Source organism: Streptomyces sp. ASQP_92 (assembly GCF_025399895.1).
Taxonomy (GTDB): Bacteria; Actinomycetota; Actinomycetes; order Streptomycetales; family Streptomycetaceae; genus Streptomyces.
Genome location: NZ_JAODUA010000024.1, coordinates 12,645 through 26,784 on the forward strand (window position 1 = coordinate 12,645; position 14,140 = coordinate 26,784).

Consider the following 14,140-nt stretch of genomic DNA (forward strand, 5'->3'; position numbering starts at 1 on the left):
CCTCGGGCGCCTGCCCGTGGCATGGTCCATCGGTCGCCTCGATGTACCCGGGTGTCGTCCCACTACTCTCCGCCCGGCCCAACCATCACAAGGGATATCGCCTGTTCCGCTTGCCGCCGCGACGCCGCCGGACCAGGTGCGGTCGGCGCTCCCGGGGCGCGGCGTGCGGTAGTCGGTGCCGTGTCCGCGGTTCGTGGCTTCAGCGTCGATTGCGCGGATGCTGACGCGCGGCGCGCTCATTGCCGTGCTTGTAGGCGCCGGTCCAGCGCGCCATCACCAGTTGGGCGTCGCCCGACTCGACCTCCCCCAGGAACTTCGCGGCGCGCTCACCACGCAACGTCCCCGCGGCGCGCCCTTGATGCGTGATCGTCACGGTGCCGTCGGGGCGGCGGGCGTAGGTGAAACCGAAGGGTCTTGGCATGGCGGGGATGGTAGGCATGCGGGGCGGCGCTCCGGAACCGAATTTCGCGGCCGGAGGCGGCGCGGGGCGGGCGGACGGTCCGTAGAGGTCGCCATGCCGGCCGGCATGACCGAGACCGAGCGGTCGGGCGCGTCGCGGATCCCGCGGAGCATGATTCGCTCCGTGCGCGAGAGCGGCGCGAGCGTGACTGTTCCCGTGGCGTGCGTACCGCCGTGCTGTCGCGTGCGCAGTGCCGGTATCGTCCGGTGATCCGGCCACCGCCTCGCCGGTGCGCCAGCGGGGTGCGCGGGGGTGGATTGGCGGAGACAGGACTTGGGGGAAGCATCATGACCACGCTCGTCGGGCGACCGAACGTCGCCCTGCTCGTCGTCGACATGCAGAACGGTGTCCTGGCGGCGGCGTACGACCGCGACCGTGTCGTCACCGCCGTCGCCACTCTCGTCGACAAGGCCCGGGACGCCGGTGTCGAGGTCGTCTGGGTGCAGCACAACGACGAGGAGCTGGTCAGCGGGGCGGAGAGCTGGCAGTACGTACCCGAGCTCGTGCGGCGCGACTCCGAGCCGCTGGTGCAGAAGGAGTACGGCGACTCCTTCGAGGACACCGAGCTCGAGGCGGTGCTCGCCGCGCGCGGCATCGGGCGGCTCTTCGTCGCCGGTGCGCAGAGCGACGTGTGCATCCGCTCGACGCTCCACGGTGCGATCGCCCGCGGCTACGACGCGACGCTCGTCGGCGATGCCCACACCACGGAGGACTTGTCGCGCTTCGGTGCGCCGTCACCGGACAAGGTCATCGCCCACACCAACCTGTACTGGCGCCACCACACGGCTCCCGGCCGGACGGCGGGGACGGTCGACACCGCCGACATCGACTTCGCCGCCAACTCCCGCGCCTGAGGCGGGCCGTGAGCAGGCGGAGGTCACGCTCGGGGCGACCTACTCCAGGAGCCTTCGCCTGATCAGTTCCATGACGTCCGCGCGGCTGCGGGGGCCGTTGTCGGCCGCGTTGAAGTGGTCGCCGATCCGCACCGAGACGGCCAGCAGGCAGCGGACCTCGACCTCGTCCTCGTCGGGGCAGAAGGAGGAGAAGAGGGAACGCAGATAGTCCATGCGGCGGTTGTCCACGCGGCGCAGGCGCTCGGACACATCCGGGTCGCGCCGGGCCCAGTCGCGGATCGCGATGTCCGCGGCGGCGCCACGTGCGGGGCCCTCGACGGCGCGGACCACGTCGAACAGCCTCGTCAGCCTGGCCCTCGCGTCTCCCCCCTCCCGCTCGACCTGTTCGATCACGCTCTCGGCGACCTCGTACTCCCAGGTGTCGAGCATCTCGGTGAGCAGGGCTCCCCGGTTGCGGAAGTAGCCGTAGAAGCCTCCCTTGCTGACCCCGAGCGACTGCGCGAGCGCCTCGATGCGGACGGCGTCGGGGCCGCCCGCGACCAGTGCGCGCAGGCCTTCCTCGATCCATTTGTCGCGTGGCGTGCGCCTCGTGCCCATGTCGTACGTCTCCTCACGTCCCCAGCGAGTATACGGGGGCGTATAGATGGGACTACGCTCGATCCATACGCTGCCGTATAGATGTGGGGGACTGCTCATGAGACTGCTCCGGACCGCGCACACCGAACTGCCCTGGCGGATCCACGAGTTCACCGGGGACTTCACGGTCGAGGACGTGTGGGCGCTGCCCACGCCCGGCGGGCCCGACGACCTGAAGTGGCTGGTGGGCCAGGTGGCCGAGGGGATCAGGGGCGGGGTGGACGGCGACACCCCGGTGTCCCGGCTGCTCTTCGCCGTCCGCTGGAAGCTCGGGGCCCTGCTCGGCTGGGACAAGGCCGACGCCGGTATCGGCTCCCGGATCCCCTCCCTGCGTGATCGCCTCCCCGCCGATCTGCTCGCGGGGCCCCGGGGCCCCGACCTCGGCACGTCCAAGTTCAGCTCGCTCTATCAGCGGGAGGACGAATGGGCGGCCGAGATGGCCAACAGGACGGTCCACGCGGTGATGCACATCGGCTGGGTGCCGGACGGCGCCGGCGGCCACCACGGCCGGATGGCGGTCCTCGTGAGGCCGAACGGCCGGTTCGGCGCTCTCTACATGGCCGCGATCAAGCCCTTCCGGTATCTCGTCGTCTATCCGGCGCTCATGCGCACCATCGGTCGCCAATGGCAGGCGAGCCGTCCGGAGCGGACAGCGAGCTGACGTTGCCGGGGGGCAGAGGCATCCGGGGCCCGACGCGTGTGACGTTTGACACACCGTGAAGAATTGCCGTGGGGTGTCGGCTTCGAGCAGAGTCAGGCATCCATAAGGCCGCGCATGCGACACTCCCGCAACTCCCGTACCGAGGTACGCTCTCAACTCCGTAACTGAGTCGTGTACCACCCGTGCCTCAAGCGACGCCTCCCGCAAGGGAGTTGTCCGACGGGCCGGGGCGGGGCAGGGCGAACGATCGCGTCCGTGAGGTCAGCCGTGCGGGTGCCGCTGGAAGGAAAGCGTGTGAGTCGGATATCGGCACGGGGATTCGCGGTGGCGTCCGCCACCGCGGTCACCACCGTGGGCGCCGTCGTCGGCGTCGCCGCGGGCGGTCCTGCGGTCGCTTCGAACGACAACGTCGAGGCGACGGCCTCCGATACGACGCTGCTCGCCGACATACCCGCCGGCCAGCAGGCCCAGGTGCAGACCGCCTCCCTGGCGCAGCAGGCGGACGCCCAGGCGGCGCAGGCCAGCGCCTCGGCGAAGAAGTCGGCCGAGGAGGCGGCGCGCCTCAAGGCCGCCCAGGACGCGAGGGCCAAGAAGGACGCCGCCGTCAAGGGCAAGGCCGACAAGGACAAGGCGGACAAGGACAAGGCAGACAAGGAGGCCAAGGCGCGCGACCTGGAGACCCAGTCCGCCAGCCGCGCGTCGAGCCGAAGCACCTTCCAGGTGCAGAGCTCGTACTCGGTCTCCGACGTCCAGGCGATCGCGCGCCAGATCATCCCCGCCGACCAGTTCCAGTGCTTCAGCAACATCGTGAACAAAGAGTCGAGCTGGAACTACACGGCCTCCAACGGCGCCGCCTACGGCCTGGTCCAGGCGCTGCCCGGTTCCAAGATGAGCTCGGCGGGGTCCGACTGGCAGACCAACCCGGCGACGCAGATCAAGTGGGGCCTCAACTACATGAGTTCCCGCTATGGAAGTCCCTGCGGCGCCTGGTCGTTCTGGATGACGCATCATTCCTACTGACGGGCGAGTGTGTTGTCGAGCGCCCGCAGGAAGCCGTCCCGGGCGCTGATCAAGTGGCCTGATTCCAGGGCGGGTTGAGCCTCGTCGACCACCCGGTCGGCGGTGGCGAACCGCTCGTTGTGTCGGCTGTCGGGGCATCCGCCGCGAGATGTGTGGTGTGCGATGCCCTGGTCCGGGCACGGGGGAGCCGGGTGGTCAGCGGGCGCTGCCGAGGTCGCGGTCGGCGTCGGTGCCCTGGAGCATGAGGGTGGTCTCCTCGATGCGGCGAAAACGGCCGTCCGCGGCGAGGTCGGCGAAGACGTAGACCTCCATGGCGACGGTGGTGCCGTCGGCCTTGGTGACGTGGCAGGTGTGCCGGTCGGCGTACTTGTCGCCGTCGTACAGCTCCTCGTGCACGTCCACATGGCCGTGGGCGACGATGCCGCGGAGGTGGGCGATGTGGTCGAGGAAGGCGCCGCGGTCGGCCCACGCGCCGTCCGTGCGCTGGCGGTAGTCCGGGGTGAAGTGACGGTCGGCCGCCTCGTCGAGGGTGATGTCGCGGTTGAAGAGCAGGTCGTTGAGGGCGGCTTCGATGCCGGTGCGCGTCACGGTGAGTCCTTTGGCGGTGTCGATGGGACGGGGAGAAGCGAGGTGATGCGTGCGTTGCGCACGCTTCGCCTTCACGGTAGCACCGGGTGCGTGTGATGCGCACGCTATTTGGGCGTGCGGAAGGGGACCGCATCCATTCACGCGTCCGGTGGGCGGACATCGGCTGACAATGAATTTGGCTGGAATGCCCGTCTGACGGGTGTTCAGGAATCGCCATACTCAGGCCTGGGCTGTCCGCCCGATCCCTCTGTTCGGAGGCCGCTGATGTCGCAGACCGGTGTTTCCGCAAGCACGGTGCTCAACGCCTGGCTGTCAGGCGCCGAAAGCGCGTACGGCCAACTCAACCCGGCCGGTCCGCTCTATGTGGGCGGGACCGCCGCCGAGGCGGCGCTCACCGACCCGAGCGACTCCCTCTACGGCTTCTGTTCCAGCCCGAGCGGGTCGCACGGGAGCTGGTGCTGCTGATCGTTTCGCAGTCAACCTGAGGGCCCTTCGTGGAACGACGTGCCGCGAAGGGCCCGTTGCGTGACCGGCCGCCCGCTTCGCGGGCTCCTTCAGCGCGCCCCGCGAGGGCGCGAACCCGCGATGGAACGGGGACGGTTGATGGCGAGCGGAACACAGCCCGGAACACCGCAAGAGGCCGAACACTTCGCCCGGCCCGTACGCACCATCGCCCGCCCCTGGCGGGACGAACTGGCCCGGCGCCTCGACGCGGTGGGATCGCTGGGCCGGCCCGAACGGGACGTACTCCTGGAGGCCGGTCACCAGGCACTGCTCCGGTCGCTGCACGCGAAGCTGTCCCGTCTGTTCCTGATCGAGCTCCACGCGCTGCGCCTGGCCGGTGGGGGCATGCGGCAGGAGTCCGGCGCCGGGGGCGACACGGCGACATGGGACGCGTTCATCGAGCGGGCCGACGAGGAGGGCTACCTCGACCAACTGGCCGACCGGTACCCGACGTTGAGCTCCCGCGTGGCGTCCGTGGCGCGGCTCTCGGTGGCGGCCGTGGCCGCTTTCGCGGAACGCCTGGGCGCAGACCGGGAGTTGCTGCGTCCGCTCCTCGGCGCCCCCGCGGGGGAGTTGAGGGCCGTCGCGTTCGGAGCCGGCGACTCCCACCGGGGCGGACTCACCGTCAGCCGGGCCGACTTCGCCGGTGGGACCGTGATGTACAAGCCCAGACCGTCGGAGGCCGATGTGGCGCTGGGCGCGCTCCTGGACGACCTGTTCGCCGACCTCCCCGACGCTCCGGCGCCGGACCGGCGCATACGGGTGCCCAGGACGCTGGCCCGTGACGGCTACGGCTGGGCCGAGTTCATCGGGCACCGCTACTGCGCCGACGAGAGTGAACTCGGCGCCTTCTACCGCAACATCGGGCACTGGCTGGCCGTGCTGCGGTTCACCGGCGGCACGGACATGCATGCCGAGAACATGATCGCCGCAGGACCCGTGCCGGTGATCGTGGACGCCGAGACGCTCTTCGACGCCCCCGCGCCCTTCCCGCCCAGCGGCCGGGGCGACGCGGTGGACGTGGCGGCCACGGCCATCCGCCGCACCGTGCTGCGCACCGGACTGCTGCCCGTGCGCGGCACCGGCTTCGCCCTCGGGGGCGTGGACATCTCCGGGATCGGCGCGCTGCCCGGTCAGCAGCCGCTGATCCCGCATCCCGTGATCGCCGACGGCGGCACCGGCGCGGCCCGCTTCGAAGTGGATCTGGTGGCCATGCCCGTCGCCGGCAACCACCCCGCCGCGACACCCGTCCTGAGCACGTACTGGGACCGGGTGCTGGCCGGGTTCCGTGAGATGACCGGGCACCTGCGGCGCCCCGGAGCCGACCCGTACCGACTGCTGCGCCGCTTCGAGGGCGTCCGGGCCCGGCGGATCCTGCGGCCGACCCAGGCGTATGTCGACATCGGCCGGATGCTGTGGCACCCGGCCTCGCTGCACGACGAGGCGGCGGCGGTCGAGCGGGCCCGTGACATCCTGCGCCGCAACGCCGACGTCCTGCCGGGTGCGCCGACCGACCGCGTGGCCATCGACGCCGAGATCGCCGACCTGCTGCTCGGCGATGTGCCGATGTTCGGCTTCACCGTGGACGCGTCAGCCGTGCGCGACACCGTGGAGGACTGGTGCACCGCCGACCTCGCCTTCGAGGAGTCGGTGATCCAGGACGCGCTGGTCGGCGCGTATCTGAACGAGCGCTCGCTGCCCGCGCGGGTGCAGGCGGCCGCGCGCGACCCGCACGCCCGCGACCGGGAGGGCCGGCGCCGCGCCCTCGCCGCCCAGATGGTGCGGCGGCTGTGCGACGGAGCGGTGCGCGGGGACGACGGCACGGTCACCTGGATCAGCCCCGTCTTCACGCCCGCCGGCTGGTCGATCAGGGTGCTGCCCGCCGACCTCTACACCGGGCAGGGTGGAGTGGCGCTCACGCTGGCCGAGTACGCGAGCGAGGTGCGGGCGGGCCGGGCCGACGAAGTGCCGGGCGTACCCGAGACGTTCGAGGGCGCGCTCAGTGTGCTGCTCGCCACCGAGGACAAGACGCCGACACCGTCGGCCGGCGCGTTCAGCGGCGCCGCCTCACAGGTGTGGACGTGGCTGGCACTGCACCGCGTCCTCGGCGAGGACTGGCTGCTCGAACGGGCCGCGGAGCGGGCCTCGCTGCTCACCGAAGGCCCCCTGATCGACGACGACATCGAGGTGGACCTCCTCAACGGCGCGGCCGGAGCGATCGTCCCGCTGCTCAACCTGGCCGCCGCGACCGGGCAGGCCGACTGGCTGGGCGCGGCGGCACACATCGGGCACCGGCTGGCCGGGCTTGCCGTGGTCGACGCGGCGGGCGCCCGGTGGCCCACCCGTCTCAACCCCGAGGGCATCGGAGGCTTCGCGCACGGCGCCACGGGCATCGGCTGGGCGCTGGCCCGGCTCGCCCTCACGGACGCGGGCACCGAGGCGGAACGCCTCGACTGGAGCCGTCTCGCCGCGCGGGCCTTCGCCTACCAGGAGTCGCTCTACCGCCCCGGGGACGGCAACTGGCTCGATGTCCGCGTCGGCGCGGAGGAGGACTTCTTCACGAGCTGGTGCCACGGAAGTGCCGGCGTCGGCATCGGCATGCTGGACCTTCACCGCCGCACCGGCGACCCCGCGCACCTCGACATGGCCTGGCGCGCGGCCCGCGCCTGCGCCGCGGAAGGATTCGGCTGGAGCCACACTCTGTGCCACGGCGACCTGGGGCTCTGGGAGTTCCTGACGTCCATGGGACACGGCGACCCCGCCCGACTGGACGGCGAGATCCTCACCGGCCTCGAACAGCGCGGCCCCGTCGGCGGGTTGGCCCGGGAGGCGTTCTCCCCGAGCCTCATGTCCGGCCTCGCCGGAGTCCTCCACACCCTGCTGCGCATGCATCCGGCCGCCGCCCTCCCCAACCCCCTCCTCCTGGACTGACGCCTCCCGGCGCCGCGCGCCGCGCCGGAAAATCTTCGGCAACCCTCCAGGTGAGGCGGAGCCCGTCCGGCGGTGTGACACGAACGGGCCCAAGAACGCTGTCCGGGAGGGAAGGGTGAGGGCGTGCCCGAGCGCGCTCGCACCCGCGGTGTGACAGAGCCGAGGGAGTCGTACGTGAAGCAGGAGCGTGCCGTCCAGACCCGCCACACACTGATGCGTGCCGCGGCACGGGTCTTCGAGGAACGGGGCTACGCCCAGGCGTCCTTACGGGAGATCAGTGCCGTCGCCGGAACGAGCGTGGGGGCGCTGCACTTCCACTTCGCGTCCAAGGCGCACCTCTTCGAAGAGGTCGAGTCGGCGGGGCGGGCGAGCCTGCACTGGGCGGCCCGACAGGCCGGACGCCCGGGCATGGACGCCCTCCAGAAGCTCACCGCGATCTCCAACGCCCTGGCCGTACAGATACGTACGGACGTCGTGTCCAGGGCCGGATTCCACCTCAACAGCCGGACCGAACCGGGCTCGCCAGGGCGGTTGCAGGACGAATGGCGGGCCTGTGTGGGCCGCCTACTGGAGGAGGCGGCGCGCGAGGACCTGCTGGACGCGGACCTCGACGTCACCGACCTCGCGGACGCCTACTTCGCCGCCACCCTCGGCATGGAACTCCTCAGCCGCAAGGCCCACCGCCCTCTCTCCTGCCACGCCCTGGCCGGTCTGTGGCAACTGACCCTGCCCTCCCGCAAGTCCGCGCCCGGACACACCCCGGCACCGGAAGGAGCCCGGCTGCCGAGCCGCCGGTGACACCGGTCACCACATGGAACGGTGTGCGTTCCGCGGGGGCCGGAGCGTGGGACCGGTGGGTACGGTGGGGAGGTGGACACGGTGCGCGCTGTCACGCTCAACATCTGGGGCCGGGGCTCGGCCTGGCGTCGTCGGCTGCCCTTGCTCAGGGCCGAACTCGTCCGGCTCGTCCCCGATGTCGTCGGGCTGCAAGAGGTGTGGCGATCGGGTTCGAGGTGCCAGGCGGAGCGGATCGCCGACGATCTGGGCTACCACGTGACCTACGCCCGGGCCTCGTCGCGAGGGTGGGGCAGCCAGGGAAACGCGCTGCTCACCCGGGTGCCTGTCGAGCGGTACGAGGTGCTCCCGCTGCCCACTCCGGGTGTCGAGCCCCGGTCCGTGCTGTGCGCGGAGGTGGGCTCGATGACCGTGCTGGTCACCCATCTGACCTGGGAGTGGGAGCACACGCGGATCAGGCAGCAGCAGGTCCGGTTCCTCGCGGAGCTGGCGGCCCGGCAGGCCGGACGCGAGGTGCTGGTCCTCGCCGATCTGAACGCGGCCCCGGACACCGAGGAGATCCGGTGGCTGACCGGCCGCATGCGGGACGCGTGGGCGGATGGTGGCGAGGGCCCCGGCCGCACGTTCACGCCCGACAACGACTTCGCGCGCAAGGCCCGTGAACCGGCGCGGCGCATCGACTTCGTCCTCACCGACGGCCAACTCCAGGCACGCAGTGCGAAGTTGGCGTTCACCAAGGCGGCCCGCGCCGGCCGTCGTCCGCTGTGGCCCTCCGACCACTTCGGCGTGGTCTGCGACCTCGCGCCGGTGCCGCGTCCCTCGTAGTCGAATGGCGTGGCCCGGTGAAGCTAACGGCGGGCCGTCGCGATGAAGGTGCGGATCAAGTCGCCCGATTTGACGCCCCGTTCGCTCTCCACGCCGCTGGAGACGTCCACTCCCCAGGCTCCGGTGGTCTCGATCGCGTGCCGGACGTTGCCGGGGTGCAGGCCGCCCGCCAGGAGCCAGCGGCCGGTCGGGGCGTCGAAGGTGGGGGAGGCCCAGTTCCACGGCTTGCCCGAGCCGGGATCGGGCGCGTCCAGGAGCAACAGGTCCTCGCCCAACTCGTCCAGCTGAGCGGGAAGTTGGGCGGTAGCGCGGATCAGCGTACGGCCGGGGGCCCGCAGCGCCTCGTAGTACTCCGGGCCCTCGTCACCGTGCAGTTGCACCGCGTCGATACCGCTCTCCTCCGTGAGCCCGCGCACCTCGGACAGCGGCTGGCCGCGAAAGACGCCGACGGTGAGGACGTGGTCCGGCACCCGTTCCGCGAGCTGCCGCGCCGTGGCGGCGTCCACCGTCCGTGCGCTGGTGGCGAAGACGAAGCCGATCGCGTCCGCTCCGGCCTCGACGCAGGTGTCGACGTCCCGCGCGGTCCGCAGACCGCAGATCTTGATGAAGAGATCGCTCATGCCCCGAGTCAATCAAAGGTTGGCCGGCGCCCGGCCCCGATGCGCGAAGCGGCTCCCCGCCGGCCGGGTTGAAGCGGCGGGTTGGCCGTTTGGGGTCGGGCCGGAAGGGTTAACCGGATCCCATGCGATTCCTCTCAGCGAAGTCGGTGCCGGCCGGGGCGGGCTCCCCGGGACGAGGTGTGGGGGAAGGGTGTGATGCCGCGGCCCGGACCATGCTCAAGGCGCTGGACGCGCTCGGCGGGCTCACACCCCTGGACAAGATCACCGGTCCCCTCCAGAAGGCCGTCCGCGCCCTGCCGCTGGGGCCCTACCGTGCCGTTCTCCAGGGCCGCCCGATCGGACACCCGCTGCACCCCGTGCTGGTGCAGGTGCCGATCGGCTCCTGGACCTCCGCGGCGGTGCTCGACCTGCTGCCCGGCGGTGGGCGCCACGCCCGGCTCCTGGTGGGCCTGGGCGTCGTCTCGGCGGTGCCGGCCGCGTGGGCGGGATGGGTGGACTGGGCGGAGCAGCCCGAGCGACAACTGCGTACCGGAGTGGTGCACGCGGCGTCGAACGGGGTGGCCATCGGTCTGTACGCCGCATCGTGGGCCGTACGGGGCCGCAGCAGGCCGGTGCTCGGCCGCGTGCTCGGGTTCGCCGGCCTGACCGTCGCCGGCGTGGGCGGCATGATCGGGGGCCATCTCGCCTACCGCCAGGGAGTGGGGGCCAACAAGACGGAGCCGGTCGACCACCTGGTGGAGCCGGGCTGGCACGCGGTGGGCAGCGCGGCGGACTTCGTCGAGGGGCAGGGGGCCCGGCGGATGCTGGGCGAGGTTCCGCTGCTCGTGGTGCGGGAGCCGGACGGCGGTTTCCACGTACTGGTCGACCGGTGCAGCCACATGGCGGGGCCCCTGTCGCAGGGCAAGGTCGCCGACGGGTGCGTCGAGTGTCCCTGGCACGGAAGTGTCTTCCGCTTGGCCGACGGCGAGAACGTGGGCGGCCCGGCGACAGCGCCCCAGCCCACCTTCGACACCCGTCTGACCGAGGACGGCGTTCTGGAAGTCAGGCTTCCGGGCGCGGTCTGAGCCCTTCAGAACCGGACTCGGCCGGTCAGTGCGCCGGGCTCCGGGGCCGCCCGGGGTGGGGACCCGTGACGCGTGATCGCGGCACGGGCCCTCTCCACCGCGGGCGGCCGTGGGAGCGCGGGGCGTCAGGAAACAGATGTCGGCTTCTCCGGCGCGAGCGAGTTCCCCGCCGGGATGCGGCCGCAGTCGGAGGGCGCGGTCTTGCCCGCGAAGCGGTCGTTGAGCCAGCTCAGCGCCGCGGGAGCCCAGGGCACGATGGCCCCGACATGGCTGAGCAGCGCGTACTGCTGGTACTTGATCGACGTGTTGCCGGTGGCGCAGTACTGCCTGGCCAGTGAGCGCACATCGCCCGCGACCATGACCCCGTCACCGGTCCCGATGCCCGGAAGGTTGCTGAAGGTGCCTTCCAGCACGCCGCCGTTGCCCTGGGCGATGAAGCCGGGGACGGTCGGGGTGGCCGCCGAGCCGAGGTTCAGCTTGTTGACTGCCGCGATGAACTCGGGCACGGAGTTGGGGTCGGCGTACTCCGGCTTCGCCAACTTCTTCCAGGTCAGACCGGGATGCTGGGCCAGTGCGTTGACGATGGACCCGTTCTCGAGCTTCTTGTAGACCTCGAGCCCGTAGCTGTTCATATAGGGCTTCAGGTCGATGCCGAACGAGCGCGAGGTGCCGATGAGCGCCATGGGGATGACACCGGCCCACACGACGCTGCCGTCGACGTACTTGAGGTTGTGTGCCGGGTCGACCAGCAGCCCTCCCTCGGTGAAGCCCACCAGGTTCCGGTTGACGTCCGGGGCGTAGCTCGGCGCGAGGGTCGCCGCCCACTGGGTCGCGATCGCGCCGCCTGAGTAACCGATGAGGCCGAAGCGGGTGTTGGCGCTCATGCCGGTCTCCGGGGATCGGCCGACGGCCCGGATGGAGTCCAGCGTGGTGGTGCCGTACTCGGGGCCGGCCGCGAAGTCGGCGCTCTGCCCCTCGGTGTCCGGGACGACGACGTCGTAGCCCTGGAGCAGGAACGGCACCAGGACGAGCGACTCGGCGGTGGGGAGGAGGCCGCCGAGGCTGACGTTGCCCGCGATCGCTCTGGACGGACCGTCCGCGGGATTGAGGGAGTCGTACGCGGACTGGTACGACACCGCCTTGCTGCCGTCGCCGCCCGGGCTGCGCACCACCGACGTCACACCGACGGACGGGCGGCCCTGGGCATCGGTGGTGCGGAAGAGCAGTTGGACCGCCTTGACCGGCGTGGGGATACCGGCGAGGTGGTACGGCAGCGTTCGCGTCTTGAGTACGGTGCCGGGCGCGAACGAGGACAGCGGTTCGCTGCCGTCGTAGGCGTAGAACGAATCGTCGTGCGCGGCCTTCGTCGCCACGGACGGGGTGGGGGAGGCTGACGGCGCGGCTACGGCGGTCGCGGCCGGGGCGGCGGTGACGGCCAGGGCGGTGGCGACTGCGATTGCCAGATGCCGTACGGCGGTTGTGGGCATGGATCCCTCGGCTCGTTAGGTGAATCTCGGGGATGGGCGACGCAAGTGTTACTAGAGGTAACGGCGTTGTAAGTTACCAAGAGGTAAGTCCGTTGCCCAGTGATGCGACAACACTTTGTGCGGTGTCGGTGCGGACCGCTCACCAGGGCTCCGAGGGTTGAGGCAACTCCCGGCGGCGGAGAGCGGGTTGCGCGGGGGAGACGGATCGGTGACCGGGAAGCGGTAAAGGGCTCTGAGTGCGAATGCGGACAATTCGCCTAATTGCGGGCATGGTTCGCGGGTTGTTGTCTTCGGGCTTTCACTACTTCGTCCGCACTCGGTAACAGAGGCAGCCCCTGGTGTGAACGCCTCGTCCTGACGGGTGGTCGCAAGGCGACCGGAGATCGTCGAGGGACTGCGTGAAAGGGGCGGGCATGGCACGGCACGTCGGTGGGCGGGGTTGGTACGGCAAGGTGGCCGGTGCGGCGGCAGGGGTGACGCTGCTCGCCACGGGTGCCTCGGTGTGGAGCGCGCAGGCCGGTTCCGCGGACACGCCGTCGCCCAAGGAGTCCGCGACCGCCAGTGTCGTCACGCCCGTCGCGGACACCATCGCCCACGCCTCGGAGGCGGGGCCGCGCGGCATCAACATCACCATCGACGACGGCCCCGACCCCAAGTGGACCCCCCAAGTCCTCGACCTGCTGCGGCAGTACGGGGTGAAGGCCACGTTCTGCATGGTCGGAACGCAGGCGCAGGCCCACCCGGACCTGGTCAAGAAGGTGGTGGCGGCCGGGCACCGGCTGTGCGACCACACGGTGTCGCACAACACCGCCATGGACAAGGCGTCCGAGACCTACCAGTCGCAGCAGATACTCGACGCCGAACGCATGATCACCAAGGCCTCCGGGGGCGTACGACCGATGTACTACAGGGCACCCGGCGGGGCCTTCACGCCCTACAGCCGTCAGCTCGCCGCGTCCCGGGGCATGCGGCCGCTCGGCTGGAACGTGGACAGCAAGGACTTCGAGCGGCCGGGCACGGACGCCATCGTCGCCACCGTGCGGCGCGAGGTGCACGGCGGACCGACGCTCCTCTTCCACGACGCCGGCGGCGACCGCGGTCAGACCGTCGCGGCGCTGCGGCGTCTGCTGCCCTGGCTCAAGAACCAGGGCTACACGTTCGGCTTCCCGACGCGCTGAGGCCTGTGCGACCGTCGGGAGGCGGGCACACTCAGGGCTGTCCAACAGTCCGGGGGAGAGCGGAACTCCCGGTGGAGCTCCATGCGTTGACCCCACAGCAGCAGGGCGGCCCGGTCCGGGCCAGGGCCCCGACACTCAACAGAGAGCAGGCCGGCACATGACGTACGAGCAGCAGCTGCCCGAGCCGGACCCCGAGGCGCAGGGGCCCACGGAGGCCGAGCGGGCCGGGCGCGAGGCCGTGCGCCGACAGGCGCAAGGGATGGGACATCGCGAAGCCGTTCGCGCGTTCCGCCTCCTCGCCGACGCGCCGGACAGCCCCTCCGAGGACGAGGCGGACACCACGGACGACCGGGGGGACGGTGGTCGGCGGCTGGCCGAACTGGCCGAGTGGGAGCGCATCGTGGAGCAGTTGTCCCTGCACGCGGGCACCTATGACGTCGAGACGGACCCTTATGTCCAGGGGGAGCGCGCGGCGCACTGACGGGTCACCGAGCGGCCGCCACCCTGCACGGCGGTG

General features: G+C 71.3%; 15 protein-coding genes. 10 read left to right on the plus strand and 5 right to left on the minus strand.

Annotated features, from left to right (window positions below; all coding sequences use genetic code 11):
- Positions 1–199: 199 nt before the first annotated feature.
- On the minus strand, positions 200–421 hold the full coding sequence (locus N4G70_RS32425; RefSeq protein ID WP_261716364.1) for a hypothetical protein: 222 nt from the start codon (positions 419–421) through the stop codon (positions 200–202).
- A gap of 326 nt (positions 422–747) precedes the next feature.
- On the opposite strand from N4G70_RS32425, the gene N4G70_RS32430 reads away from it, so the two are divergent.
- Positions 748–1,314: an isochorismatase family protein gene (locus N4G70_RS32430; protein WP_261716365.1), complete on the plus strand. Its 567-nt coding sequence runs from the start codon at positions 748–750 to the stop codon at positions 1,312–1,314.
- A 39-nt stretch (positions 1,315–1,353) separates the two neighbouring features.
- On the opposite strand, the gene N4G70_RS32435 is transcribed toward N4G70_RS32430, so the two are convergent.
- Complete coding sequence (locus N4G70_RS32435) at positions 1,354–1,911, minus strand: TetR/AcrR family transcriptional regulator (RefSeq protein ID WP_261716366.1); 558 nt, start codon at positions 1,909–1,911, stop codon at positions 1,354–1,356.
- A gap of 97 nt (positions 1,912–2,008) precedes the next feature.
- On the opposite strand from N4G70_RS32435, the gene N4G70_RS32440 reads away from it, so the two are divergent.
- Together N4G70_RS32440 and N4G70_RS32445 are read left to right on the plus strand one after the other, a co-directional pair.
- Positions 2,009–2,611: a DUF2867 domain-containing protein gene (locus tag N4G70_RS32440; RefSeq protein WP_261716367.1), complete on the plus strand. Its 603-nt coding sequence runs from the start codon at positions 2,009–2,011 to the stop codon at positions 2,609–2,611.
- Positions 2,612–2,905: 294 nt separating this feature from the next.
- A complete protein-coding gene (locus N4G70_RS32445; RefSeq protein ID WP_261716368.1) occupies positions 2,906–3,631 on the plus strand; it encodes a lytic transglycosylase domain-containing protein in 726 nt (241 codons plus the stop codon).
- 195 nt (positions 3,632–3,826) lie between these two features.
- Here the strand turns inward: N4G70_RS32445 and N4G70_RS32450 are convergent, their stop codons facing one another.
- A complete protein-coding gene (locus tag N4G70_RS32450; RefSeq protein WP_261716369.1) occupies positions 3,827–4,219 on the minus strand; it encodes a nuclear transport factor 2 family protein in 393 nt (130 codons plus the stop codon).
- Between the two features lie 264 nt (positions 4,220–4,483).
- On the opposite strand from N4G70_RS32450, the gene N4G70_RS32455 reads away from it, so the two are divergent.
- From N4G70_RS32455 to N4G70_RS32470, 4 genes are all read left to right on the plus strand, one after another.
- Positions 4,484–4,684, plus strand: a complete 201-nt coding sequence (locus N4G70_RS32455; protein WP_261716370.1) for a DUF6229 family protein — start codon at positions 4,484–4,486, stop codon at positions 4,682–4,684.
- Positions 4,685–4,822: 138 nt separating this feature from the next.
- Positions 4,823–7,654 (plus strand): type 2 lanthipeptide synthetase LanM family protein, encoded by a 2,832-nt coding sequence (locus N4G70_RS32460; protein WP_261716371.1) that lies wholly within the window; start codon positions 4,823–4,825, stop codon positions 7,652–7,654.
- 174 nt (positions 7,655–7,828) lie between these two features.
- Positions 7,829–8,452, plus strand: a complete 624-nt coding sequence (locus N4G70_RS32465; RefSeq protein ID WP_261716372.1) for a ScbR family autoregulator-binding transcription factor — start codon at positions 7,829–7,831, stop codon at positions 8,450–8,452.
- A gap of 72 nt (positions 8,453–8,524) precedes the next feature.
- Positions 8,525–9,274, plus strand: a complete 750-nt coding sequence (locus N4G70_RS32470; RefSeq protein ID WP_261716373.1) for an endonuclease/exonuclease/phosphatase family protein — start codon at positions 8,525–8,527, stop codon at positions 9,272–9,274.
- A 23-nt stretch (positions 9,275–9,297) separates the two neighbouring features.
- Here the strand turns inward: N4G70_RS32470 and N4G70_RS32475 are convergent, their stop codons facing one another.
- Positions 9,298–9,894 carry a phosphoribosylanthranilate isomerase gene (locus N4G70_RS32475; RefSeq protein ID WP_261716374.1) on the minus strand — a complete coding sequence of 199 codons (597 nt, stop codon included), beginning with the start codon at positions 9,892–9,894 and terminating at the stop codon, positions 9,298–9,300.
- Between the two features lie 122 nt (positions 9,895–10,016).
- Here N4G70_RS32475 and N4G70_RS32480 point away from each other — a divergent pair, with 122 nt between their 5' ends.
- A complete protein-coding gene (locus N4G70_RS32480; RefSeq protein WP_315904322.1) occupies positions 10,017–10,958 on the plus strand; it encodes a Rieske 2Fe-2S domain-containing protein in 942 nt (313 codons plus the stop codon).
- Positions 10,959–11,083: 125 nt separating this feature from the next.
- Here N4G70_RS32480 and N4G70_RS32485 read toward each other — a convergent pair whose 3' ends face one another.
- A complete protein-coding gene (locus N4G70_RS32485; protein ID WP_261716375.1) occupies positions 11,084–12,445 on the minus strand; it encodes a lipase family protein in 1,362 nt (453 codons plus the stop codon).
- Positions 12,446–12,858: 413 nt separating this feature from the next.
- Between N4G70_RS32485 and N4G70_RS32490 the strand changes: the two genes are divergently transcribed.
- Positions 12,859–13,623 carry a polysaccharide deacetylase family protein gene (locus tag N4G70_RS32490; RefSeq protein ID WP_261716376.1) on the plus strand — a complete coding sequence of 255 codons (765 nt, stop codon included), beginning with the start codon at positions 12,859–12,861 and terminating at the stop codon, positions 13,621–13,623.
- A 157-nt stretch (positions 13,624–13,780) separates the two neighbouring features.
- Positions 13,781–14,104, plus strand: a complete 324-nt coding sequence (locus tag N4G70_RS32495) for a hypothetical protein (protein ID WP_261716377.1) — start codon at positions 13,781–13,783, stop codon at positions 14,102–14,104.
- Positions 14,105–14,140: the final 36 nt, after the last annotated feature.